Source organism: Bradyrhizobium sp. RDM12 (genome assembly GCF_051917485.1).
In the GTDB taxonomy this organism is placed as follows: Bacteria; Pseudomonadota; Alphaproteobacteria; order Rhizobiales; family Xanthobacteraceae; genus Bradyrhizobium.
Genome location: NZ_CM133064.1, coordinates 486918 through 510216, shown reverse-complemented (window position 1 = coordinate 510216; position 23299 = coordinate 486918). Strand labels below are relative to the sequence as shown.

The window sequence follows — 23299 nt, the reverse complement described above, 5'->3', positions numbered from 1 at the left end:
GACCTCAGTCAACGCGCGGCTCGGAGCGCGGCTGAGTGGCCGGCTGCGCCTTGGCGGTCGGCGTCTGGCCCTCGATCGTGATGCGGGAGCCGTTCTCGAGCCGGTAATAGCCGTCGGTGACGACGCGCTCGCCCTTGGCGAGGCCGCGCTCGATCATCGCGCGTCCGTCAAAAATCTGCCCGATCGTGACCGGCCTGAAGGCCGCCGTATCGTCCGCCTTCGCGACCCAGACGAAATCGCCGCGCGGCCCGTGCCGCACGGCGATCCCGGGCGCCGTGATCGCGTTCTTGCGCGTGTCCACGGTGATCCGTCCGTTGGCAAAATTGCCCGGCCAGAGTTTCAGTGCCTTGTTGGGAAACGTCGCCTTCAGCTTGATCGTGCCGCTGGCCTGGTCGACCTGGTTGTCGACCAGCGTGATCGTGCCCTTGTCCAGTTCGGTGGTATTGTCGGCCGTGAGCGCGACCACCGGCGCATCGGCCTGGCCGAGGTTGAGACGGGTCTGGCCGACGGCGACCGCGGCCAGGGTGAAGATCACCGAGATCGGCTGCAATTGCGTGACGGTGACGATGGTCGTGGGCGACACCGCGCGCACGTAATTGCCCTGGTCGACCTGGCGGATGCCGAGCCGTCCGCTGAGCGGCGCGCGGACATTGGTGAAGCCGAGCTGCGTGCGCGCATATTCGATTTGGGCGTCGTCGTTCCGAACCTGCGCCTTGTACTGCTCGACCAGCGCATGCTGCTGGTCCACCACCTGCCGGGAGATCGCGGCGGCTTTCTGGATCAGCCCGTCATAGCGCTCCATCTCGATCTGGGCGCCATCGAGCAGCGCCTGATCCTTCTGCCTCACCGCGACCTGTTGATCGAGCTGCGCCTGGAACGGGCGCGGATCGATCACTGCGAGGATGTCGCCTTGTTTGACGTCCTGCCCTTCCTGGAACAGGATCTGGACGATCTCGCCGTCGACCCGGCTCTGCACGTTGACGGTGTTGTAGGCCTGGATCGTGCCGATGCCGGTCAGATAGATCGGGACGTCCTCTGCCTTCGCGGCGGCGACCTTGACGGCAACCGGCGGCCGTGCCGCAGGCGCAGCGGCCGCACCTTGCTCCGCCTCCGCCGCCGGCACGAAGGGAAGCGCGAACGGAAGCTTGATGTCATGCCTGAGATAATAGCCGGCATAGCCCGCCGGCAACACGACCAGCGCGGCGATGAGGAGTTTTGCTGTCCGTCTCACGTTCAAACCCATCACCCCAGCCGCCCGCCGGCGCCCGGCCCATTGTCCCGGGACGGAACGTGTTAGCGCGAAGCAACCTGACGTTGATCTCCGCCAAGGTCAATGTGCTACCATGCGTAACATTAGCACGTGTAGCGGATCGAGATCAACGGCGCCCGCGTTGATGAACGTCTGTCTTGCTGATGGATTTGCCGGGCCGGCTCCCGGGGGCGCCTTACACGACCTCGACGGTCGCCGCGTCGAACTGGGTGCCGGCGCCGCGATGGCGGGCCAGCACCTCGCCTGATAGCTCCGACACCGCGTTTTGCGCGGTGCCATCCAGCATCGCGCGGACGCGCTGGCTTGATGCCGCCAGCAGGCCGGGATCGAGCTTGCCCTGGTCGACGCCGTCGATGATCGACCGGGCAAGGCCGCGGGCGCGTTCGGTGTCGGTCAGATGCGAGCAGATCATCAGCATGTCGTTGCCGGCCGCCATGAAGCGCGCGCCGGAATCCGGCGCGTCCAGCCGGCCCGCCATTGCGCGCATGCCGACGTCGTCGGACACGATCACGCCGCGGAAATTCATCGCCTCGCGGAGCAGCCCGTGCGTGATCGCGCGCGACAGCGTCACGGGATCGTTGGGGTCGAGCTTCCGGTACAGGATGTGCGACGTCATGATCATCCCGATGCCATCGGCGATCGCGGCGGCAAACGGCAGCAGCTCGCGCGCCTTGATCTGGTCGAGGTCGAGATCGAGCACCGGCAATTCATGATGCGAATCGACCTGCGTGTCGCCGTGTCCCGGAAAATGCTTGCCGCAGGCGCGGACGCCGCGGCGTTCCATCGCCTTCGTGAACGGCAGCATCGACTTGATGACCTCGTCGGCCGAGCGGCCGAGGGCGCGCTCGCCGATCACGGGATTGGCGGGGTTGCTGTGAATGTCGAGCACCGGCGCAAAATTCAGATTGCAGCCGAGCGATGCGAGCTCGACGCCCATGGCGTCGCCGACCTGCTCCGCGGTGCCGGCCCAGCGCGCCGCATACGAAAAGCGCGTGATCGGCGCCGGCGTGCGGCAGACGCGTCCGCCTTCGTGATCGATGGCGATGAACTGCTTGTCGCGCTGCGAGGCGTCGCGGATGGCGGCGATCAGGTCCCGGTGGATCGACAGCCACTCCCGATAGGGCAGATCGTGGCGGAAATTGCTCTTGTAGAGGATGACGCCGGCGGGCCGGAGATCCCGCAGCAGCGCGCGGTCGCGGTCATCGAGCACGCTGGTCGGCCGCAGGCCGATGAAGAAATGGTCACCGACCGTTGCAAGGAGGGAATCGCTCATCCGCCGGGGCCGCCGCCAATCGTTGGGTTGATTGAGATGGAGCTGGACGCAACGCGAACAGTCAGCCCCTGCGCGAGCTTTCGAACCGCCCGCTTCGTCATCTCAATATTTCAAATTTCCTCAACGGAATCAATCTTCAAATCAAACGTCACGGGCAGCTGCGCCGGCAAGGTCGGCGTTGATCGCCTTGCCGGCGCGATATTCTCACGCCACGGCCAGCGCCGGCTGGGCCGGCTGCCGGCCGATCATCAGCGACAGCACGGCCGCTATGATGCCGGTCGCGCCCGCGATCATGAAGGCTTGCAAATAGTCGCCCTGCGAAGACCGCATGAAGCCGGCGAAGAAGGCGGCGCAGGCCGCCCCGAGCTGATGGCCGGCGACCACCCAGCCGAAGATCAGCGGCGCGTTCTTGTCGCCGAAGGCTTCGTTGGCGATGCGCACGGTCGGCGGCACGGTCGCGATCCAGTCGAGGCCGTAGAACACCGCGAACACCGACAGGCTGACGAAGGAGAAGTCCGAGTAGGGCAGGTAGATCAGCGACAGCCCGCGCAGGCCGTAATAGAAGAACAGCAGCTTACGCGGATCGAAGCGGTCGGTGAGCCAGCCAGACAAGGTGGTGCCGAACAGGTCGAAGAATCCCATCAGCGCCAGCAGGCTCGCGGCCTGCACCTCGAAGATGCCGTGGTCGCCGCAGAACGCGATCAGGTGGGTGCCGACGAGGCCGTTGGTGGTGAAGCCGCAGATGAAGAACGTCGCGAACAGGAACCAGAAGGTCGGCGCCTTGGCGGCGCGCACGAGGTTGCTGATCGCGGCGACGAACGGATTGCCCTGCGCTGGCTGCGCTGGCTGATCCTCATGCGGGCTGCCATAGGAGCGCAAGCCGATCGCGGCCGGCCGCTCCGGCACCAGCACGTAGACCAGCGGAATCAGCGCCGCGCTGCATGCGGCGACCGTCAGCACCACCGGCTTCCAGCCGCCCCATTCGACCAGCGCTGCGAGACCGGGCATGAAGATGAGCGTGCCGGTGGCGGTGCTCGCGGTCAAAAGCCCCATGACCAGGCCGCGATTGGTGGTGAACCAGCGATTGACGATGGTGGCGCCGAGCACGTTGGCGACCGCGCCGGAGCCGATGCCGGACAGCAGTCCCCAGGTCAGGAACAATTGCCACGACGCGGTCATGAAATAGCTCGCGGCGGTCGATGCCGACATCAGCGCCAGCGCCCCGAGGACCGTGCGGCGGATGCCGAAGCGCTGCATCACGGCGGCGGCGAACGGACCCGCGAGGCCGTAGAGGAAGATGCCGACCGCGGCCGACGACGAGACCACGCTGACGTCCCAGCCAAAGGCCTTCTGCAGCGGAAGCATCAGCACGCCGGGCGTCGCGCGCAGGCCGGCGGAGAACAGCAGCGCCAGGAAGATCACGGCAACGACCACGAAGACGTAATTCGGGCCGAACGGCCGCCGGGACACAGGGGAGGATTGAACCGAAGCTGGGGGCATGTTACTTACCGGTACGTATTGCGATGCGGTACCAATACGTACCGGTCAGTAACATTGTCAAGCCCAAACCCAAGCTCATGCCGAAGGTCGGACGAAACCAGATGCCGAAGAAAGCCGAAAAATCCGCAGACGCGCCGCTCCGGGCCGCCGACCGGATTCGCGCCTCCGCCAGCGAGCTGTTCTACCGCGAGGGCATCCGCGCTGTCGGCGTCGACGAGGTGGTCGACCGGGCCGGCGTGACCAAGCCGAGCCTCTATCGCAGCTTTGCCTCCAAGGACGACCTCGCTGCCGCCTATTTGCGCGACTATGATCTGAACTTCTGGGAAAATTTCGAGCGCCCCGGCGGCAAGACCTACGGCAATGCGCGCGATCACGTGCTTGCCTATGTCAGCCAGCTCTCCTCGCGCGCCGTCGCCAAGGGTTATCGCGGCTGTGGGCTGAGCAACGCCGCGGTGGAATATCCCTCGCGCGACAATCCCGCACGCCAGGTCGCCGAAGCGCACAAAAAGGTCTTCCGCAAGCGACTGCGCGAACTGGCAGCCGCCATGGGTGCCCGCAACCCCGCCGTGCTCGGCGACGCCCTGCTGCTGTTGATCGAAGGCATCTACGTCACCGGCCAGCAATCGGAAGACGGCCCCGCGCAGTCGGCGCTCCCAGCGGCGAAGCTGCTGATCGATGCGAGTGTGAAGGCGGGGTGAGGGAGCCAGGCTATCGCATTGGAAAACACGCCATCCTTCGAGACACCCGCCTCCGGCGGGCCTCAGGATGAGGTCAGGTTTTGCGGCGAGAAATTAGATCCTCATGGTGAGGAGCCCGCCAAAGCGGGCGTCTCGAACCATGCAGGCCCAGCTCTTCCGGCAATCTCCAACGGTCATATTGCGATAGCCCGTGGGTATGCATTTGCCTGACACGGCAGGCCGCGCAGGAACTTTCCACTTTTGCCCGGCGTTGCACCGGCGGCTCGCACAAGCGGCCGGTTCGTGAGATGAAGAACTTTTCCAACGCGGAATTTTCCCCGAGGTGATCGAGTTCATGACCACCGCCCTGGAAGCCGCGGTCGCGACCCTGCCGGAGCCGGTGCATTCCTCGCACGTCACCGCGCTTGCCGAGACCATCCTGCGTACTGCTGGCGCCGGAGAGCGTGATGTGGCGAATTTGCAGAGGATTGCCTTGCTGGAGCTGCAACTGGCGCCGCGCAACTGGCGAGACTGACATGAAGACCATAGCCGCCGTTGTCGTTGCCCTCTCTGCCGCCTCGCCGGTTCCTGCCCAGGCTGCCAACTGGACGACCTATCGCATTCCCGAATCCGGAACATCGGTCGACATTCCCACCTCGGTCTTCACTGAACCGTCGGGAAAGCCTGACGGATATGGTCAGCAATTTCGTACGTCAGACGGCAGCGCGGATCTCACCGTGCAAGCCGTTCGCCGCGAACAGGGCATTTCGCCCGCCGCGTTCCTGGCTGCGAAGCAGCCGCCGTCGACGATCGTCTACAGGCGGATCACGCCCGACTTCTTCGTGGTGTCCAGCATCAAACGTGACAAGATCTGGTATGACCGCTGCAACTTCTCGCGTCGCTACATCAATTGCGTGCTGATCCACTATCCCGCGGCGGAGAAGCGGCAATGGGACGAGGTCGTGACGCGCATCAGCCACAGCCTGCGCGGCGGCTGAACCGGATCACGAAACCTGTCGAACCTTACGCGATCGTGATGCCCTGATCCTGATCAATGCGGTGGATTACCGCCACCCCAGCGCCGGAGCCACATGCTTCAAGATCGCCTCGATCGCATGCGCGCAATAGTCGACACCGAGCTGGTTCGGAATCGTCAGCAGCAGCGTGTCGGCTTCGGCGATCGCCTCGTCTTGCTTGAGCTGCTCGATCAGCGCGTCCGGCTCGGCGGCATAGGAGCGACCAAAGATCGCGCGTGTGCGGGGATCGATGAAGCCGATCTGGTCCTCGCCGCCGCGCTCCCCGCCGAAATAGGCCCGGTCGCGATCGTCCATCAGCGCAAAAATGCTGCGGCTGACGGAGACGCGGGCCTCGCGGCTGTGGCCGGCTTCCTTCCACGCCGCGCGATAGGCGCGGATTTGCGCGGCCTGCTGCACGTGAAACGCCTCGCCGGTCTCGTCGTTCTTCAGCGTCGAGCTCTGCAAATTCATGCCGAGCTTCGCGGCCCAGACGGCGGTCGCGTTCGAGCCGGCGCCCCACCAGATCCGTTCGCGCAAACCTTCGGAGTGCGGCTCGAGGCGCAACAGCCCCGGCGGATTCGGAAACATCGGCTGCGGATTGGGTTTTGCAAAACCCTCGCCGCGCAGGATGTCGAGAAAGACCTCCGCATGGCGCCGGCCCATGTCGGCGTCGCTCTCACCCTCGGCCGGCTGGTAACCGAAATAGCGCCAGCCGTCGATCACCTGCTCGGGCGAGCCGCGGCTGATGCCGAGCTGAAGCCGTCCGCCGGCGATGAGATCGGCGCTGCCGGCATCCTCCGCCATGTAGAGCGGGTTCTCGTAGCGCATGTCGATCACGGCCGTGCCGATCTCGATCCTGCTGGTCCTGGCGCCGACGGCCGCGAGCAGCGGAAAGGGCGAAGCGAGCTGCCGCGCGAAATGATGGACGCGGAAATAGGCGCCGTCCAGCCCGAGTTGCTCGGCCGCGACGGCGAGCTCGATCGATTGCAGCAGCGTGTCGCCAGCCGAGCGGGTCTGCGATTGCGGCGAGGGCGTCCAATGCCCGAAGGAGAGGAATCCGAGTTTTTTCATGGAGGCAATCTAGGGACGATCCGGCCCGTTTGCGATGGGCCGCGTTGAGGGAAATTTGCTCACGAGTTGGGACGCTGGCCGGGAGGCTAAAGCTTGGAGGAGTTTGTCCGTGCGAGCTTTGGTCGAGGTGACCTGGTCTTGACGTCGTCGGCGGGTTCGGGATGGTCCGCGGCACGCCATTGTCGTGGCGTCAGTCCGGTCCAGCGCCTGAAGGCGTGGGTGAACGCGCTGACTTCGCCATAGCCGAGCAGCCACGCGGTCTGCGAAATCGACAGTTCATCCTTCTTCATATAGCTCTTGGCCAGGTCGGTCTTCAGTTCGTCGAGGATGTCGGTGAAGGTCAATCCTTCTGAGGCGAGACGCCGCGCCAGCGTGCGGTGACTCATGCCGAGTCGGCGTGCAATCTCCTCGGCCCGTGCCTCGCGATGGGGAAGCAGTGGAACGATTGCATTCTCGACGCTCGACCTGAGCAAGACCGCGCCAGACTTCCGGTGCGCCAGCGCCTCCTCGCAATAGGTGACCAGCAGATCGTTCAAATGGTGATCGGCGCTTTCGATCGGCATCGGCCCCACCGATTGCGAGAAAGCGATCTCGTCGACATCGGACCCGAACTCGATCTCGCAACCCAGGAACGACCTGACCTCTGCGGGCGTCGTTCGACGGCGATGCACCGCCTTAAGCCGGCTTGGGACCAGACGGCGATTGGTCAGCGCGCGGTTCATGCGAATGATCGAGGTCAGCCAGAATTCAATCTGATGCCGATCCGATCGCCGTTGCACGCCGACATATCTCAGCGTGATCGTCATGTCCTTCGGGACGAACCGGAGCGAAATCCCCTCATTGGCGAGACGGCAATAGCGCTCGGCCTTCGAGAAGGCTTCGGCGATTGTCCCGGAGGAGGCCGCCACGTAATAGAGCAGGCCAATCTCGCGGAGGTCGAAGTTCTGGGCCAGGTGGAAGCCGAGGCTATCGTCCTGCAGCGCCTCGGCACCAAGCTCCAGAAATCTGATCTGACTTTGGACACTCAGGCGCGCTTTGCGGTCTTCGATCTGCTTGACGGTCAATCCGGCCTTCGACAACAAGCCATCGGCCTTGATGCCGGCTTCCTGCAGGCGCGCCCATACCAAACGGGCGATCCCGCCGGTTGCACTGGGCATGGCTTGCAAATGGGGCGAACGCGCAGCCGGCACACCGAACCCTTTGCTCGTTGCCGCTACGGCCTCGCTCCCCGGGCTCGCCGATCGCGGCATGAAAAATCAAGTTATTGGCTCATGATAACAAGAAACCGGGAGGTGCATGATTTAAATCGGCCGCCTGTCCTCAGGCTGATCTTCGGTTCTCGGGGCAGCCCCTCTTCCCCAAAAGCTCCGAAGGTCTTGATGTCCAGCAGTGACGACGCTGCGCCGCCCATGAACGTGAAGATATTGCGAGGTTATGGAAAGTTGCTCGGAATTCCTCATGTCGCCCATGGCTTCCGGACGGTTGCGCTCGAACGGGTCGGCGATTGTGAGATCACCATGTTCGAAGTCCTGGGAGGGGGCTTGCCCGAAAGCCCGTTGTTCTGGTTGGAACTGTTCGACCTTCGCGTTGATTCGTCGCTCGACAGTCGCGGCTGCCACAACATGAGCGATGCAGTGGCCGCGTTCGAGGACTTCACTTCGCGGGCGAGCCGCTTGACTGAAGCACCGGCGCTCTGCGCGGTCGACTGAAACAGAAGCTGGCTGCATGTGCGGTTTGTGCCACGTGAGATGCCGGCATCTCCATCCCCGCTCTTAACCATTCCATTCGACTCTTACCTGCGAGGCAGGTTTCCACAGCTGTTGCCTTTTGGGTGTTGCCGCGCCGCGACATCCAGGCCCGCTCAACCGGTGTAGACTGGTCGATATCCAGCGCCACTTCCGCTGCCCCGTGGTGAATTGTCGCGCTATTACGTCCAGTTGTGAGTGTTGTCGGTGGTCCGGACAAGTCGCATCAGTGCTCCATCAGCCTTGTTGGCCTTGTCGATTGCAGCAGTCCTTGGCGGCTGTGCGGGACGTCCGTCGCAGGGCGTGCTTGTTCCGACAGCGCAGGTCGCTCCCGGAAACACCAATGTCCCTATCTACGTCGCAACCAATCGCAAGCGATCCGACGTCGATCCGGGCGAGATGTTCAGCGGTGAGCGTTCGGACGAGCTGTCCTTTGCCGAGGTGACGGTCTCGATACCGCCCGATGCCGCGCGGAAGATCGGCGAGGTGCAATGGCCTGCGAGCCTTCCCGGCGACCCCCAGCGGGATTTCACGACCGTTTCAGCGGATTATCTCGACAAGACGCACTTCGCTGCGTCTGTCACCGCGGCGATGAAGCAGTCCGGTCGCACCAAGGTGCTTGTCTTCGTCCACGGCTTCAACAACCGCTTCGATGATGCCGTCTATCGTTTCGCGCAGATCGTGCACGATTCCAAGGTGCCGGTCATTCCCGTGCTTTTCACCTGGCCGTCGCGCGGTGAGCTGAGGCTGCGCGCTTATACTTACGACCGGGAAAGCGCGAATTTTTCGCGGGACGCGCTCGACAATCTGTTGAGCACGCTTGATAGCTCCCCCGGCGTCTCCGAAGTCTATCTGCTGGCTCATTCCATGGGCAATTGGATCGCACTGGAAGCGTTGCGTACGCGTGCGATCCGTGGCCCGGCTGTTGCGTCGAGGCGCAGCAAGCTGAAAAATGTGATGCTGGTGGCTCCCGACGTGGACGTCGATGTCTTCCGATCGCAATTGTACCGGATGGGCGGCGCGCGTCCCCCAATCTCCCTGTTCGTCTCGCGCGACGACGGCGCGCTCTCGCTGTCGAAGACGATTTGGGGAGACGTCGCCCGGCTGGGCGATATCGACCCGACCCGGGAGCCCTACCGAAGCGAACTCGCGCGCGATCGAATCGACGTCTACGACCTGACGAAACTCGCCGTCGCCGGCGATGACGCCCGTGATCGGGCCTTCGAGCAGGTAGGGCCGGTTGTCGCAATGATCCGCCAGCGCATGGCACAGGGCCAGGCGCTGGGTGAACAGAAGGCGGACCCGAGCCCGCTTGCGCGGCTTGCGGAGTAGAGCGAGAGGCAGGCCTTGCCTGGCTCGCCTCATGGTGGCGTGTCGACGAGACGTCTCACGCGTATGCGACCCAACCGCGGAACGTGAAGCCGGTGTAGAACAGGGTTGCGTCCGAGAAACCGGCCTGACGCAAAATGACTTCATCCTGTTCGGGCGCCAGAATGCTCAATTGCCCGTCGACCGCAGTCCGGGCGGCCGCCGCCTTGTCGGGCTCGACGCCGGATGCGGCCAGGAATGCGGAATAGCGCGAGAGCCAAAGCGGCCGCTCATCGTCGCCACCAGGGATGCTGAAATGGGCCGTCACAAACGGTGCGCCCGGCTTGAGCCGACGGTGGATTTCCGAGGCGATGCGACGCCGTTCCTCGACATCGACGAAATGCAGGGTCAACAGGCACGTGGCGCCGTCGAATGGCCCGTCCGGTGCATCGTCGATATAGCCCTGGTGCAGGCGCGCACGCGAGGCGAGCGGTCCCAATGTTTGCTTCGCGAGGTCGAGCATGGCCGCCGACGGGTCTACGCCATCGAAGGTCCATCGCGGCTGCGCCTGCGCAAAAGCCTTCAACTCCAGGCCGCCGCCGGCGCCGAGGGCAAGTATTCGCGCATCTTTACGCGCATGCTCGGCGAGAAGGATCGCCGCCATGGACAGCATGGAATTGTAGCCGGGAACGAACCGCGGCGGTCCCTCCGTGTATTTCGCCACCATTTGCGGGTCGGAGAACGCGTTTTGAAAGTCGGTCACGATGTTGTTCTGCCTACTGGAGTTCATCACGCGTGCGCGCTCATGCCCTGATGCTTTCGCGACCCGAGCCGCTTGCGCAGATCGTCGCTCAGCATCGCCAGCGTCACCTCGCCGAAGCGCGACAACAGCAGCGCCTCCGCATCGTCAAATGCCTGGTCGAGGGCCGTATTGACGGCTTGTTCGACGAGACAGCCCGGCGCCTCCGTCCGGTTGCCCATGGCCAGAAGCGTGGGACTGCCGAGTGCGGTGTAGACATCGCGCAGCGTCACCTTCGAAAGATCGCAAGCAAGTGTCCAGCCGCCGCCGTGCCCCTTCTCGGAGCGGACATAACCGAGGTCCCGCAGCCCCGCCATGATGCGGCGGATCACCACCGGATTGGTCTCCATGGCCTTCGCCAGAGTCTCGGACGTGAGGGGGCCAGGTTGCTGCGCCATGTGCAGCAGGACGTGGAGTACGCCGGAGAGGCGGCTGTCGCGTTTCATGTAACGATGTATGTTACATGATGCGGCCGAAGTCAATTGCGAGTAGTTGTTGCAACTGGCCCTCAATCACCAGTCCGCTAAACTGAAGAAGTGCTGTCCCGCACGGATCAGTAGTTGCGGTTGGCCCTCAATCACCAGTCCGCTAAACTCGCAGCTTCGGTCGCCTTCGCGATCGCGGTGTTGCGGTTGGCCCTCAATCACCAGTCCGCTAAACTCACGGGACTTACCAGGTAGCCGCGCGCGTCGTTGCGGTTGGCCCTCAATCACCAGTCCGCTAAACTCCGACACCAGCGGGAGCGACCCGCACCACCGTTGCGGTTGGCCCTCAATCACCAGTCCGCTAAACTACCGTCCCGATCGTCACCGATTGCGATGTTGTTGCGGTTGGCCCTCAATCACCAGTCCGCTAAACTGTAAGGAATGAAGGCATGAGTGCTGAGAGCGTTGCGGTTGGCCCTCAATCGTAAGCGCTTAGCCGCAACCCTATTGAGGCTGGCTTGACGTTTTGCGGAATCGCCACGGCATAAGGTCTTCGATGCGGCTATGGGGATGGCCGTCGATGATCGTCTCGAGTGTTTCGGCGATGTAGGCGGCCGGGTTGATGTCGTTGAGCTTGCAGGTGGCGACGATCGACGCGAGCAAGGCCCAGTTTTCGGCTCCGACCTCATGACCGGCGAAGAGCGCATTTTTTCTAGTCAGGCAGACTGGCCGGATGGCGTTCTCGACCGGGTTCGTGTCAAGCTCGAGGCGCCCGTCTTCGAGGAAGCGGGTCAGCCCTTGCCAGTGATTGAGCGCGTAGCGGATGTCCTCGGCGAGCGTCGAACCACTGGAGATCATCGACAGCTGTTTTTCGAACCATGGCTTTAGCGCGGCGACGATTGGCAGCGAGTGCTCCTTGCGCGCGGCCAGCCGGATGTCCGGCGATGAACCGCGTACCATGGCTTCGATGGCGTAAAGCTGTGCGATGTGCCGAACCGCAGCCTCGGCGATCGGCGATTTGCTGTTGCGGGCCAATTTGACGAAGCGCCGCCGCAAATGGCTCCAGCAATGCACAAGCGTCCACGGCCCCTGCGGTCGAGCGACTTCGGTCAGCCGGTCATAACCGTCATAGGCATCGCATTGCAGGGAAGCGTCCGTTAAAGCCATGCAGGAACTGCTCCGCGAAGGCGCCGCTGCGACCGGGGGCATATCGGAACAGCACGATCGGAGGACTTGGGCCGCTGTGGCCGCGGTCGTCGGAGACGATCGCCCAGAAGTAGCCTTTCTTCGTTTGGCCACGCCCGGGATCGAGCACCGGTGCCGTGGTTTCGTCCATGAACAGACGATCTGCCCTCTCCAGATGGCGACGCATGTGGTCCGCTACGGGTTGGAGATGGAAGCAGGCGCGGCCGGACCAGTTGCCCAGTGTCGCCCGATCAAGCCGGATCCCCTGCCGAGCATAGATCTCGGCCTGACGGTAAAACGGCGTATGGTCGCCGAACTTGGAGACGATCACGTGCGCAATGGCCGCTTCGGTCGGCAGCCCACCAGGCACGACGTGCTCCGGCGCGTGGGCCTGCACGACAGGGCCCGAGCAGCGGCGACAGATGTATTTCGGGCGGCGCGTGACCAGCACGCGCCATTGCGCCGGGATCACGTCGAGGCGTTTGCTGACGTCCTCGCCGATCTTTGTCATGGCGCCGCAACCGCACGGACAGAGCGTGCTCGCAGGCTCGATGATCCGTTCCACCCGAGGCAAATGGGCAGGCAAGCAGCCGCGATTGCGATGAGAACCTTGATCCGGCGCGCTCCGCGATCGGCCCTGGATCACAGCCTCGGCTCTCTCCTGAGCCGCGTCCAGGATGCCTTGCGCGATCTCCACGTCTTCCAGCGGCAAGTGATACTGATCTGGCCGTAGCTTCTCGGACTTCGCGCCGAACTTCTCGCGTCTCAATTCCCCGAGAATGACCTCCAGCCGACGTCGCGCTTCCTCCGATGCCGCCAATGCCCCCTGATGCTCGCTCAAGGCTGCCTGCGTTTGCGCCAAAAGCGCCTTCAGGCGTTCGTTTTCGTTGCGCAGCGCCGCAATGCTCATGCGCTATTTCGAGCACGTCGCCACCGCGCCTGCCACGTTCAAAATAGCTCCCGAGTCAATCTGCCGCAGTTATCCAGCCGCCTGGGGACGCCGCGCTTCTTTCGGGCGGACTAACCTCCAATCCAGCCCTTCGAACAGGGCTGCGAACATCGCTGGCGATATGCGCATCACGCCGTCTGCGATCGTTGGCCAAACGAACTTGCAGCCTTCGAGGCGCTTATGAACTAACACCAGGCCCGTTCCATCCCAGACCAAAATCTTGATCCGGTCCGCTCGTTTCGATCGGAACACGAAGGCTGCGCCGCTGAACGGGTCGAGGCCAAGCATCTCCTGCACCTTCGCCGCAAGTCCATCGTGGCCACAGCGGAAGTCGATCGGCCGCGTCGCGATGTAAATCTTCAGATCGGCACCGGCCGCGATCATCGTGACGCTCGCACTGCGCGGATCACCCGGGACAGCTGCTCGCCATCTATTGCTGTGTCCGTCCGCAGCACGACATCGCCGATCGCGATCTCAAGCTTGATCGCCGGAACGTGACCCTCCTCCAACGCGCTTTCCACGACCAGCGGCGCGAATGTCGACTGCGACGCCTCGCACGGCGCCAACAGGCCTCGCTGTCGAAAGCGTCGTCGCCAATCGTAAATCTGCCAGCGCGTCGCCCCGTGCTTGCGCGCCACCTCGGAGACCTGGGCACCGGGTAGCAGGACTCTCGGCGACGATCCGAGCTCTCTCAGCCTCCGAACGCACGCGGCGTCCCGACGGTCCTTCAAGGACCTCCAGCCGGCTCACCGGCCCTACCGATGAGCCGTCCAAATGGACGTCCTTTTTGCTGTCCAATCCCATCCCAAACCTCCGTCCAAGCCGGAGGCTTCTTCGCACGTTCATTCGAATTCTGAAGCAAGGGTATCGGCTTCGCGCTTACCCTCAATCACCAGTCCGCTAAACTAAAGCAATGGACATACCGGCGGCGGTCAAGGTTGCGGTTGGCCCTCAATCACCAGTCCGCTAAACTGTCAGCCGCATGCGCATGATCAGCGAGCCGGTTGCGGTTGGCCCTCAATCACCAGTCCGCTAAACTCACACCACAGACAATCAGAGCAGCGGTTTTGTTGCGGTTGGCCCTCAATCACCAGTCCGCTAAACTGATACTGGAGAATGCCAATGAGCGCGCTTAGTTGCGGTTGGCCCTCAATCACCAGTCCGCTAAACTCCAGCCGCAAACCGGGGTCGGGAGCGTCCTGTTGCGGTTGGCCCTCAATCACCAGTCCGCTAAACTCGCAATCTGAACATCGCCATGTCACTGACAGTTGCGGTTGGCCCTCAATCACCAGTCCGCTAAACTTTTGCGGCTGGTGTCGAGCCCGACCTTGGCGTTGCGGTTGGCCCTCAATCACCAGTCCGCTAAACTGAGCAATGACGGCGACCGCCAATCTGTGTTGTTGCGGTTGGCCCTCAATCACCAGTCCGCTAAACTGCTCGGGCTTTGTCCTTGCTGCCATTGTCGTTGCGGTTGGCCCTCAATCACCAGTCCGCTAAACTTCAGGGGGAGCGGGGATGAGGCTGGGCTGGTTGCGGTTGGCCCTCAATCACCAGTCCGCTAAACTATGGGCCATTTCATTTCCTTTGGGTTGGGGGTTGCGGTTGGCCCTCAATCACCAGTCCGCTAAACTTTGGCCGCGAAACTCCTCAAGGCGAAAGACGTTGCGGTTGGCCCTCAATCACCAGTCCGCTAAACTCAGCAGCGCGATGCGCCGAACCGCGGTATGGTTGCGGTTGGCCCTCAATCACCAGTCCGCTAAACTGCGACCGTGCCAATATTGAACGTCAGTAAAGTTGCGGTTGGCCCTCAATCACCAGTCCGCTAAACTAGGCTAACAGAGCACAAAGCCTGCTCGGCAGTTGCGGTTGGCCCTCAATCACCAGTCCGCTAAACTGACGCCGCGGACCTGTTCGATCTCGCCGTCGTTGCGGTTGGCCCTCAATCACCAGTCCGCTAAACTCTCCACCGCGAGCGGCGGCTGGGCTATCTCGTTGCGGTTGGCCCTCAATCACCAGTCCGCTAAACTCCCACGTTGTAGCAGAAGGATACGAGGGCAGTTGCGGTTGGCCCTCAATCACCAGTCCGCTAAACTGCTTCGCAAGTTCTGTCAGGGCGCAATCCGGTTGCGGTTGGCCCTCAATCACCAGTCCGCTAAACTTAGCGCCGAGGTGTTAAAGTAGTCGCCATAGTTGCGGTTGGCCCTCAATCACCAGTCCGCTAAACTTCATGGCGTGTTCGGGAGATCAACGAGGAAGTTGCGGTTGGCCCTCAATCACCAGTCCGCTAAACTATGAGCGAGGGCAAGCAGTGCCCAGTTGTTGTTGCGGTTGGCCCTCAATCACCAGTCCGCTAAACTGGCTATCAAACTAAGGCCTTGGAAACAGGGCTTTTTTCTTGATTGTCTACCGCGTGTCATCGGTGCGATCGGGCTAGAAAAGCGCGAACTGATTCGGATTCTGCGGGCTCTGTTCGCGTTTTCGACCACGGTAGGTGCGGATGTTCTCGTATTGCTTGTCGGTAATCGCCAGAATGTGGATTTTTCCGGACGACGGCATCGCCAGTTCGATCTTGCGCTCATAGGCATCCGCCTGTTCTTTGCCGGCACAAAAGCGAAAGTACACCGAGAACTGGCTCATCTCAAAGCCCAGATCGAGCAGCTTCTTCCGAAAGCGGGTGGCAGCCTTGCGCTCCTTCTTGGTCCCGACCGGAAGATCGAACAGCACTGCGAGCCACATGATCCGGTAACCTGACAGGGCTGGAGGAGGGCCGTTCTCGTTGCCTGCCATGGTCAGAAGCCGAGCGGCAGGCCCGGTTTGGGCAGAGCGAGACGGTCGGTCTCGCCGGAATAGGCTTTGGAGAGAGAACTGCTGAGCCGTTCGAGGCAGGTCATCAGCGGGCTGACGCCGTCGGCGGTCGGCAAGTCGACGATCATGACGCGGGCCAGGGCTCCTTGGCCTCGCTGGTGACTTCGACGATCTTCTCGCCGCGGAGCCGGTGGACCTCGCGGTCGACGATGGGCCGGAACGGCTCCATCAGATCGTCCACAAGCACCATGGCGTTGCCGCGGTTGGAGTGCATCAGGCCAAGGCTCGGATGCAGGCCGGCTGCCATGACGGCGCGCGCGGTGGCGGCGCGCAGCACGGCATAGCCGTAATTGAGGAGACCGTTGAGCCCGTCGCCGTCCTGGTCGCGGCGGAAGCCGGAGCCGAACAGCAGCGGCCAATAGCGCCGCGCAGCTTCCGCCTCGACGTTGCCGGGATCGCCGGCGCGGACTTTACGCGACAGCAGCAGGAAGCCACCCGATTCCCCGCCCACCGCCGCCAGCGTCGCGCCCTGCGCCAGGATCTTGGCCTGCACAATCTGTTGCCATAGCCGCTTTTTCAGCGGCGCGGAGGCATTGGCCTGATCGTTCATGCGGCCGGACTGTGCGTGATGGCCGTCAACGGGCCAGATCACGGCGGCAGGCCGATGATGCGGCCCACACAGCACCACCGGGACGCCGCGCGCCGCCAGCGTCACCAGGAGGTTGTTCGAGTAGGTGAGACCGTGGGCATTGGCGACGACGGCGGCGAGATCGTCGAGCGGAATGCGGCCGAGTTCGCTGTCCCTGTCGGAGACGGTCATGAACCCGCGATCAACCGCTAGGTGCCGCCCGTCCGATGCGATTTCCACCACACGCCTGACCATCGCCTGCGGTCCCATGCATTGACGCGACAGGGCGCACTATGAGGCGATCGCATGAGGCAGGCAACGCGTGTGTTAATCTGTGGTTAACCCTGACTGATCCGCCACACCCGGCCGAGCGGATCAACCCGAACGGGACGGCACCGAGCTTCTTCAGCGTCCCGTAAGAAGCCATCAGCCAGCGAAACGGGTCGATCTCGTTGTCGGCAGCGTGTCGCTTGTCGAGATTGCCGGTCTCGTTGTGGTCGGCGAGTTTGAAGCGCCCCGCGGCGGCATCGAGGCGATGCACCACCATGATGCGGGTGCGGCCGTCATGGTCGACCCGGATCAGGTCGCCCTTGTGTATGCGCATCACCGGCTTCGCTCCGCTGTCCGCCGTGCGCCATTGCGGCTGATGCGAGATCCTGTCGCCGGCATTGCGCTTGTTGGCGTCGAAGCGGCGGATCGCTTCGCCGTCCCACTTGCCGTCCGCGGTCTCGAACACCTCGACGCAGAAATTCTCCCCAGCACTGTAAGCCTTGTAGGACTTGCCGGTACGTCGGTCGTTGATCGGCACCAGATAGGCCGGGTTCTCCTTCTTGAGAATGCGCACGTGGCGCAGTCCGTGCTTGAAGTGCGGATCCGCGGTCGCGTCCTTGAGCTTTCGCAAGGCATCCGCCAGCACGATGCCGTTCTTCTTCTCGGCATCGACATGCGCGCGAACAGTGCTCCGCAGCCTGCGGTCGCGGATGCGGTCGATCTCGTTGTCGCTGAGGTTTTCGACCGGCTTTCGATAGACCAGGTTGCCGTCTTCGTCGTCGGCAACGCCGTAAGCAGTGTCCTCGTGGAGCTGCCCTTCGATGCCGTGGTCGGACCTGTGCGAGACCACCATCCTGTCCAGCGCCGCCTTGAGGTCGTCGCGCATGGTCGGCCAGGCCGGCTCGATCACGAACTTCTCGCGCTCCTCGTCATAAGCGTTCGCCATCTTCCACAGCAGCGAGCGGTCGGTCAAAGCGACGACGAGGCCGTCGATGGCGTGATGGCGGTGGTCGGCGCGGTTCTTTACGCCGGTGAATTCCATGTCATCGGTGGCGGCAAGAAATTCCTCGGACTTGTCGTGCACGCCTGCATAATTGTGGTCGGGCAGCAGCGAGTTGAGACCCCATTTGCCGCGCAGCATGCTGGTCAAGCGGCCGGGTACGACCCAGATCCGGTTGGGATCGGTGATCGCGCCGAGATATTGCCTGGCGAGACGCGCCAGCCAGCCGGTTTCGTTGAGCTGCCGCGCCAGGAAGCCACCGCGCTTGTCGAACTCCTCGCGCGCGTTGGCATCGAACCGCCAGCGCTTGTTGCGCGGCAGATTCGCCGCCCGCGCGGCGATGTCGTCCCAATTGTAACGGCGGCCTTGCAGTGTCGGGCTCGAGCCGAACGCCTCGGCGGGCGTCTGCTTGCGCTTGTGCCGGTTGGCGTAGCGCATGCAGATGATCTTGTTGGCGGCGCTGTCATCCAGCGTCATCGCCACCGGCAGGATGTGGTCGATGTCGACTTCGTCCGACAGTAGCCGTTCGATGCCGATCTGCTCGCCGGTATACACGCATTTGCGGTCCACGATGTCGTAGGCGAGTTCTTCCCACAAGCGCATCTTCAGCAGATTGCGCGGATTGGCCGGAAGTCCGTGCTCCGCGAGCCTGGCAGCGCGTTCCCTGTTCCTGACCTGGTTTTTGCGCTGCTCGCGCTGCGTCTCCGATTTCTGCTGCTCCGACAGCTTCAGTGCGCGGGTGAACTCGACGCAGATTTCGGTCGGCGGTCCGTATGCGTGGATCAGGTCGTTGACCAGCCTGCGCAACTGGTTGAGCCCGATATGTACCGTGGGGTTGGGAAATTGGCCGAATTGCTTTTCGTTCTTGTCGCGAGCGTCGCCGCTGCCGATGACCGCGTCCGACAGCCATTTGCCGTAATAGGGAAGGGTGTCGAGTTGTTCGCCGGTCGGAAGCTTCGCGTGGTCGTAGCCGGCGCGCTCTGCTGCAACGTGGTAGCCGGCGCCCGATATGCCGTCCTTTTCGAATTCGTTCTGCATGATAGGCAGGATTTTGCCGATGGCGCGCAGGCCAAGCCGGGCGTGTCCGTCCGGCAGTGTCGTATTGGCGACGCGCGCAGCCGCCGCGCCGTCCAGACCGCATTCCCGTTCGAGCCAGGCAATCAGTTCGTCCTCGTCTTCAGTCTCGGCCAGCCGCGTGACGATCTCGATCTGCCGCTCCGGCGTGAAACCGCGCCACGCCTTGTTGAAGCCCTTGCGGTCGGAGAGCCGTACGGCGGTCTCGTCGACGTCCAGCCCAGTGCGCCGGTCGGATTCCAGATTGAATTTCGCTTCGCCCGGCAATTGCAGCAGCGCGAGCATCTTGTCGAAGGAGACCTCTCTGTCTCCCAGCAGCGCGGCGATGACGCGGTCGCCCTGTTCCTTGGTGAGCTTTCGTGCACCCTTCCCGGTCTCGCGGATCTCCAGATTGCGCGCCTCCTGCACAATGCGGAAACGCTGGGCGAGGGGGTGCCACCACGGCGCGCGATAGCCGTCCGGATCCTCCTTGAAAGGCCGCGTTGCCGGATCGAGCGTGCATTTGCCGACGATCGCTGGCTTCAGCGGGCGCTGGAAGAAGATGAGGTTGAAAATCTCTTCCTTTGCGGTGTCCGTCATCGAGGGGTGATGCGGCGCCTGCGCGGTCCAGATCGCGTCAAATTCGGCCTGGAGCATCGCGCGCGTTGGATAGAAATCGTAGCTGGCTTTCGTGCCGGTGATGGTGGCACGGGCGCGCACGCCCTCCGGTGCGTCCCCTGGCGGCAGAACCTCGTCGCCAAACAGGCGCTTGCGTGCCTTGGCCCAGGCTTTCTTCCGGGCGTTGCCGGTGAGGTGGCCTTTGCCGAGCCGCGCCAGTTCGGCGCGGATCGCCGCCTGACGTCCGGCATGGTCGGCCGCCAGATGCCGATCCGCCAGGAATCCGCCGAGCGTCTTTGCGCCGCTGTCTTCGATGGCCGCTGCGAGCTTCGACGCCGCCTGCTTGATGGCGCCGCCTTCGCTGTCCTTGGCGTCGGTCTTCCGGTTCGACTGGAAGCCGCGGCGCTGGTTGAGGTGAAACAGCGCGCGACCGACATGGTGCGCCGGCAGCGCATCGGTCAGCCCGGCTTTTCTGAGCCCGTAGGGATCGAGTGTTTCGAGCTGTCTGCGGACCGGCTCGTCGCCGGGCATCAGGCCGTGACGGATGAGGGCTGCGATCAGCTCTTTGCGCCGCTGCACGAAGCGATCCCGGCGCTTGCGCGCGCCGCGTGCCATGCGGCGATCCACCGCATTCGACATCTTGCTCTGGGGATCGCGGCCGTCGGGAAAAATGCGCACGCCGCCCGGGCCGAGCGCCGATGGTTCGTAGCGGTCACCGCGCTTTTCCAGATATGTGACGAACCAGCCGACAGAATTCGAGCCAAGGTCCAGCCCCAAACGATAGGGCCTCTGGTTCGTTTGCTCCGCCATCGATGGTCTCCGAACCGTGGGCTTTTGTTGCTTGACGGACCTATCTGAACATTGCACAATCCCAAGGTGCAAGAGCCGTTTTCGCAAGCTTCGTCAGTTTTAGCGGACTGGTGATTGAGGGCCTCCCGTTAACAAGCTTAAGCACAAAATGGGGCACCCTGCGGGGTGCCCCTTCCATGTGCGGCGCGGCTATGCCGACGAACTTGTCCACGGATCGTGGGACGACCTAGTCCGAATATTGTTTCCGGGCATGATCCGCGCATCCTGCAGCGCGCCGGACAGCCTGCGCTGGACGCGGCGAGAAGCTTGAGAATATCGATCTGATGAGCGGGAGGGGCTCGCTCCGTCTCACGTGCCGATGATGCCATCCTGCTCCTGTTTTGCCCGACGGGTCAAGCGCTTTGCGGTTTTTCGGAATAATTATGCTCAAACAGCAAGCTCAAGCGCGATGACGATTCATCGCGATTTCGTTGCGCTTTAAGCCTTTGATTTCGCTATCCCCGCTACTGTGCATGGGGTCGTTTTTAGATATTTGTCGGTGGGACGCGTTGCCAGCTTTGCAGGCGTTCCCGCTACTTCATCACCCGCAGGCCCTTGGTCGTGAACTTCTGCGTCTTGCTGCCGGGGCGCACCGGGCGTCGTGTGCCGGCGGCCTTGCCGGTGCCTGGGGGCTGGTGCGCGGGCACGAGCTGGTCGGGACGCGAGCCGATCAGGTCGGCGCGGCCCATTTCCTTCAGCGCCTCGCGGAGCACCGGCCAATTATCCGGGTCGTGGTAGCGCAGGAAGGCCTTGTGCAGCCTTCGTTGACGAAGCCCCTTGATTGCTTCGACCTTGTCGCTGCCGCCGTGGCGCACGCCGCGCAGGGGATTGACGCCGGTGTGGTACATCGCGGTGGCGGTCGCCATCGGCGAGGGCAGGAAGGTCTGCACCTGATCGGCGCGGTAGCGGTTCTTCCTGAGCCAGAGCGCGAGGTTCATCATGTCCTCGTCGGTCGTGCCCGGGTGCGCCGCGATGAAATACGGGATCAGGTAATATTTCTTGCCGGCCTGCTCGGCCGCCGCGTCGAACATCCGCTTGAACTTGTCGTAGGCGCCGATGCCCGGCTTCATCATCTTGTCGAGCGGGCCGCGCTCGGTATGCTCGGGCGCGATCTTGAGGTAGCCGCCGACGTGATGGGTGACGAGCTCCTTGATGTATTCGGGGCTTTCGACCGCGAGATCGTAGCGCACGCCCGATGCGACCATCACCTTCTTGATGCCCTTGGTCTCGCGCACCTTGCGATAGAGCCGGATCAGGTCGTCATGCGAGGTGTTGAGGTTCGGGCAGATCTCCGGGAAGACGCAGGACGGCCTGCGGCACGCCGCCTCGACCTTCGGGTCCTTGCACGCCATCCGGTACATGTTGGCGGTGGGGCCGCCGATGTCGGAGATGACGCCGGTGAAGCCCGGCGTCTTGTCGCGGATCTTTTCGATCTCGCGCAGGATCGAACCCTCGGAGCGGTTCTGGATGATGCGGCCCTCGTGCTCGGTGATCGAGCAGAAGGTGCAGCCGCCGAAGCAGCCGCGCATGATCGTCACCGAGAACTTGATCATGTCCCAGGCGGGGATCTTTGCATCACCGTAGGACGGATGCGGCGCGCGCGCATAAGGCAGGTCGTAGACCGCGTCCATCTCTTCGGAGGTCAGCGGGATCGGCGGCGGGTTGAGCCAGAGGTCGCGGTCGCCGTGCCGCTGCACCAGCGGCCGCGCATTGCCGGGATTGCTCTCACGATGCAGCACGCGCGAGGCGCGCGCATAGGCTTCCTTGTCCTGCTCGACCTGCTCCAGCCCCGGCAGCCGGATCACGGTCGCGCCCTTCTGGCGCGTGGCGCCCTCGTCGGCGGAATCGAGATCGTCGGCGTGCAGTTCGGCGTAGTCCTCAGGGACTCGGCGGAACAGCGCGACGCCCCTGATGTCGTCGAGCTCGCGCGGCGCTTCGCCGGCGGCGAGACGGTTCGCGACTTCGACGACGGCGCGCTCGGCGTTGCCGTAGAGCAGCAGGTCGGCCTTGGCGTCGGCCAGCACCGAGCGGCGCACCTTGTCGGACCAGTAATCGTAATGCGCGATCCGGCGCAGCGAGGCCTCGATGCCGCCGAGCACGACCGGCACGTCCTTGAATGCCTCGCGGCAGCGCTGCGCGTAGACGATGGTGCAGCGATCCGGCCGCTTGCCGCCTTCGCCGCCGGCGGTATAGGCGTCGTCGCTGCGCAGGCGGCGATCCGCGGTGTAGCGGTTCACCATGGAATCCATGTTGCCGCCGGTGACGCCGAAGAACACCTTCGGCTTGCCGAGCGCCTTGAACGGCTCGGCCGAATGCCAGTCCGGCTGCGCGATGATGCCGACGCGGAATCCCTGCGCCTCCAGCAGCCGGCCGATGATGGCCATGCCAAAGCTCGGATGGTCGACATAGGCATCGCCCGTCACCAGCACGATGTCGCACGCATCCCAGCCGAGCGCGTCCATCTCGGCGCGGCTCATGGGGAGGAACGGCGCCGGCGGGCGCGGACGCGCCTCGGCCATCAGGGGCTTTTCGGCGGTGATGATCTGGGTGTCCATGGCGCACAGGCATAGGACTCCGGGCCCTTGAATACAACCGATTGCTGCGCCACGTCGCGACGCGGGCAGGCCGAAGTTCCGCGGGACGGGCGCAGATCGGGGCCATCGCAGGAACCAACCGCTGCCGTGAGCATTCTGACTGAGGGTTCAACGCGGGCCCGGGTCGCGCGCGCCCTCACCATCCTGGCGCTCGTGACGTCGCCTCTGGCGATGGGGGAATTGTGAGCACTGTCATCGAGAACTTGCTGTCGCGGAAGCAGAAGCTGGTGGACCAGCTCAAGAAGGCTCAGTCGGTCGAAGACC

18 protein-coding genes, 2 pseudogenes and 2 CRISPR repeat arrays are annotated in these 23299 nt (G+C 63.5%); of the genes and pseudogenes, 5 read left to right on the top strand and 15 right to left on the bottom strand.

The genetic code is table 11. The features are described from left to right. Positions 1-4: 4 nt before the first annotated feature. From ACTGJ9_RS02485 to ACTGJ9_RS02475, 3 genes are all read right to left on the bottom strand, one after another. On the bottom strand, positions 5-1231 hold the full coding sequence (locus ACTGJ9_RS02485; protein ID WP_456675777.1) for an efflux RND transporter periplasmic adaptor subunit: 1227 nt from the start codon (positions 1229-1231) through the stop codon (positions 5-7). 214 nt (positions 1232-1445) lie between these two features. Further along, on the bottom strand, positions 1446-2543 hold the full coding sequence (locus ACTGJ9_RS02480) for a glycoside hydrolase family 3 N-terminal domain-containing protein (RefSeq protein ID WP_456675776.1): 1098 nt from the start codon (positions 2541-2543) through the stop codon (positions 1446-1448). Between the two features lie 204 nt (positions 2544-2747). Continuing rightward, complete coding sequence (locus ACTGJ9_RS02475; protein ID WP_456675775.1) at positions 2748-4043, bottom strand: MFS transporter; 1296 nt, start codon at positions 4041-4043, stop codon at positions 2748-2750. Positions 4044-4144: 101 nt separating this feature from the next. Here ACTGJ9_RS02475 and ACTGJ9_RS02470 point away from each other — a divergent pair, with 101 nt between their 5' ends. The 3 genes and pseudogenes from ACTGJ9_RS02470 to ACTGJ9_RS02460 all read left to right on the top strand — a co-directional run bounded on the left by ACTGJ9_RS02470 (position 4145) and on the right by ACTGJ9_RS02460 (position 5718). Next, positions 4145-4741 carry a TetR/AcrR family transcriptional regulator gene (locus tag ACTGJ9_RS02470; RefSeq protein ID WP_456675774.1) on the top strand — a complete coding sequence of 199 codons (597 nt, stop codon included), beginning with the start codon at positions 4145-4147 and terminating at the stop codon, positions 4739-4741. Positions 4742-5028: 287 nt separating this feature from the next. Continuing rightward, a pseudogene (locus ACTGJ9_RS02465) lies at positions 5029-5255 on the top strand (hypothetical protein). A gap of 1 nt (position 5256) precedes the next feature. Then, a complete protein-coding gene (locus ACTGJ9_RS02460) occupies positions 5257-5718 on the top strand; it encodes a hypothetical protein (protein ID WP_456675773.1) in 462 nt (153 codons plus the stop codon). A 66-nt stretch (positions 5719-5784) separates the two neighbouring features. Here ACTGJ9_RS02460 and ACTGJ9_RS02455 read toward each other — a convergent pair whose 3' ends face one another. Together ACTGJ9_RS02455 and ACTGJ9_RS02450 are read right to left on the bottom strand one after the other, a co-directional pair. Beyond that, positions 5785-6807: an LLM class flavin-dependent oxidoreductase gene (locus ACTGJ9_RS02455; protein WP_456675772.1), complete on the bottom strand. Its 1023-nt coding sequence runs from the start codon at positions 6805-6807 to the stop codon at positions 5785-5787. 86 nt (positions 6808-6893) lie between these two features. After that, on the bottom strand, positions 6894-7934 hold the full coding sequence (locus ACTGJ9_RS02450) for an AraC family transcriptional regulator ligand-binding domain-containing protein (RefSeq protein ID WP_456675771.1): 1041 nt from the start codon (positions 7932-7934) through the stop codon (positions 6894-6896). A 252-nt stretch (positions 7935-8186) separates the two neighbouring features. Here ACTGJ9_RS02450 and ACTGJ9_RS02445 point away from each other — a divergent pair, with 252 nt between their 5' ends. Together ACTGJ9_RS02445 and ACTGJ9_RS02440 are read left to right on the top strand one after the other, a co-directional pair. Then, positions 8187-8516 (top strand): hypothetical protein, encoded by a 330-nt coding sequence (locus tag ACTGJ9_RS02445; RefSeq protein ID WP_456675770.1) that lies wholly within the window; start codon positions 8187-8189, stop codon positions 8514-8516. A 339-nt stretch (positions 8517-8855) separates the two neighbouring features. Then, on the top strand, positions 8856-9884 hold the full coding sequence (locus tag ACTGJ9_RS02440; protein WP_456675769.1) for an alpha/beta hydrolase: 1029 nt from the start codon (positions 8856-8858) through the stop codon (positions 9882-9884). Positions 9885-9939: 55 nt separating this feature from the next. Here the strand turns inward: ACTGJ9_RS02440 and ACTGJ9_RS02435 are convergent, their stop codons facing one another. The 10 genes and pseudogenes from ACTGJ9_RS02435 to ACTGJ9_RS02390 form a co-directional block, all read right to left on the bottom strand. Beyond that, positions 9940-10650, bottom strand: coding sequence for a class I SAM-dependent methyltransferase (locus ACTGJ9_RS02435; RefSeq protein WP_456675768.1), 711 nt, complete (start codon positions 10648-10650; stop codon positions 9940-9942). Then, positions 10650-11105: an Rrf2 family transcriptional regulator gene (locus ACTGJ9_RS02430; RefSeq protein ID WP_456675767.1), complete on the bottom strand. Its 456-nt coding sequence runs from the start codon at positions 11103-11105 to the stop codon at positions 10650-10652. Before ACTGJ9_RS02430 ends, ACTGJ9_RS02435 begins: the two co-directional genes overlap by 1 nt. Positions 11106-11153: 48 nt before the next feature. Then, positions 11154-11518: direct repeats of the CRISPR family, unit length 36 nt; unit sequence GTTGCGGTTGGCCCTCAATCACCAGTCCGCTAAACT. A gap of 70 nt (positions 11519-11588) precedes the next feature. Then, a pseudogene (gene tnpC / locus ACTGJ9_RS02425) lies at positions 11589-13179 on the bottom strand (IS66 family transposase). Between the two features lie 69 nt (positions 13180-13248). Then, positions 13249-13602 (bottom strand): IS66 family insertion sequence element accessory protein TnpB, encoded by a 354-nt coding sequence (gene tnpB, locus ACTGJ9_RS02420; protein WP_456675766.1) that lies wholly within the window; start codon positions 13600-13602, stop codon positions 13249-13251. Beyond that, the gene (locus tag ACTGJ9_RS02415; RefSeq protein WP_456675765.1) at positions 13599-13856 is read right to left on the bottom strand and encodes a hypothetical protein; all 258 of its coding nucleotides are present in this window, start codon (positions 13854-13856) and stop codon (positions 13599-13601) included. Before ACTGJ9_RS02415 ends, tnpB begins: the two co-directional genes overlap by 4 nt. A gap of 233 nt (positions 13857-14089) precedes the next feature. Beyond that, a CRISPR array of direct repeats spans positions 14090-15575; the repeat unit is 36 nt; unit sequence GTTGCGGTTGGCCCTCAATCACCAGTCCGCTAAACT. 73 nt (positions 15576-15648) lie between these two features. After that, positions 15649-16005 (bottom strand): CRISPR-associated endonuclease Cas2, encoded by a 357-nt coding sequence (cas2, locus tag ACTGJ9_RS02410; RefSeq protein ID WP_456675764.1) that lies wholly within the window; start codon positions 16003-16005, stop codon positions 15649-15651. Positions 16006-16007: 2 nt separating this feature from the next. After that, on the bottom strand, positions 16008-16151 hold the full coding sequence (locus ACTGJ9_RS02405; protein WP_456675763.1) for a hypothetical protein: 144 nt from the start codon (positions 16149-16151) through the stop codon (positions 16008-16010). Continuing rightward, positions 16148-16843 carry a type II CRISPR-associated endonuclease Cas1 gene (gene cas1, locus ACTGJ9_RS02400; protein ID WP_456675762.1) on the bottom strand — a complete coding sequence of 232 codons (696 nt, stop codon included), beginning with the start codon at positions 16841-16843 and terminating at the stop codon, positions 16148-16150. The genes ACTGJ9_RS02405 and cas1 overlap by 4 nt, the downstream gene beginning before the upstream one ends. A gap of 10 nt (positions 16844-16853) precedes the next feature. Further along, positions 16854-20402, bottom strand: a complete 3549-nt coding sequence (gene cas9 / locus ACTGJ9_RS02395; protein ID WP_456675761.1) for a type II CRISPR RNA-guided endonuclease Cas9 — start codon at positions 20400-20402, stop codon at positions 16854-16856. Positions 20403-20974: 572 nt separating this feature from the next. Further along, positions 20975-22996, bottom strand: coding sequence for a YgiQ family radical SAM protein (locus ACTGJ9_RS02390; RefSeq protein ID WP_456675760.1), 2022 nt, complete (start codon positions 22994-22996; stop codon positions 20975-20977). Between the last annotated feature and the right edge of the window lie 303 nt (positions 22997-23299).

Excerpts from the sequence above, each read along its gene's own strand:
- ACTGJ9_RS02480 (WP_456675776.1), bottom strand. The coding sequence starts at position 2,543 with ATGAGCGATTCCCTCCTTGCAACGGTCGGTGACCATTTCTTCATCGGC.
- ACTGJ9_RS02475 (WP_456675775.1), bottom strand. The coding sequence starts at position 4,043 with ATGCCCCCAGCTTCGGTTCAATCCTCCCCTGTGTCCCGGCGGCCGTTC.
- ACTGJ9_RS02470 (WP_456675774.1), top strand. The coding sequence starts at position 4,145 with ATGCCGAAGAAAGCCGAAAAATCCGCAGACGCGCCGCTCCGGGCCGCC.
- ACTGJ9_RS02460 (WP_456675773.1), top strand. The coding sequence starts at position 5,257 with ATGAAGACCATAGCCGCCGTTGTCGTTGCCCTCTCTGCCGCCTCGCCG.
- ACTGJ9_RS02455 (WP_456675772.1), bottom strand. The coding sequence starts at position 6,807 with ATGAAAAAACTCGGATTCCTCTCCTTCGGGCATTGGACGCCCTCGCCG.
- ACTGJ9_RS02445 (WP_456675770.1), top strand. The coding sequence starts at position 8,187 with ATGTCCAGCAGTGACGACGCTGCGCCGCCCATGAACGTGAAGATATTG.
- ACTGJ9_RS02435 (WP_456675768.1), bottom strand. The coding sequence starts at position 10,650 with ATGAACTCCAGTAGGCAGAACAACATCGTGACCGACTTTCAAAACGCG.
- ACTGJ9_RS02430 (WP_456675767.1), bottom strand. The coding sequence starts at position 11,105 with ATGAAACGCGACAGCCGCCTCTCCGGCGTACTCCACGTCCTGCTGCAC.
- tnpB (WP_456675766.1), bottom strand. The coding sequence starts at position 13,602 with ATGATCGCGGCCGGTGCCGATCTGAAGATTTACATCGCGACGCGGCCG.
- cas2 (WP_456675764.1), bottom strand. The coding sequence starts at position 16,005 with ATGGCAGGCAACGAGAACGGCCCTCCTCCAGCCCTGTCAGGTTACCGG.
- ACTGJ9_RS02405 (WP_456675763.1), bottom strand. The coding sequence starts at position 16,151 with ATGATCGTCGACTTGCCGACCGCCGACGGCGTCAGCCCGCTGATGACC.
- cas1 (WP_456675762.1), bottom strand. The coding sequence starts at position 16,843 with ATGACCGTCTCCGACAGGGACAGCGAACTCGGCCGCATTCCGCTCGAC.
- cas9 (WP_456675761.1), bottom strand. The coding sequence starts at position 20,402 with ATGGCGGAGCAAACGAACCAGAGGCCCTATCGTTTGGGGCTGGACCTT.
- ACTGJ9_RS02390 (WP_456675760.1), bottom strand. The coding sequence starts at position 22,996 with ATGGACACCCAGATCATCACCGCCGAAAAGCCCCTGATGGCCGAGGCG.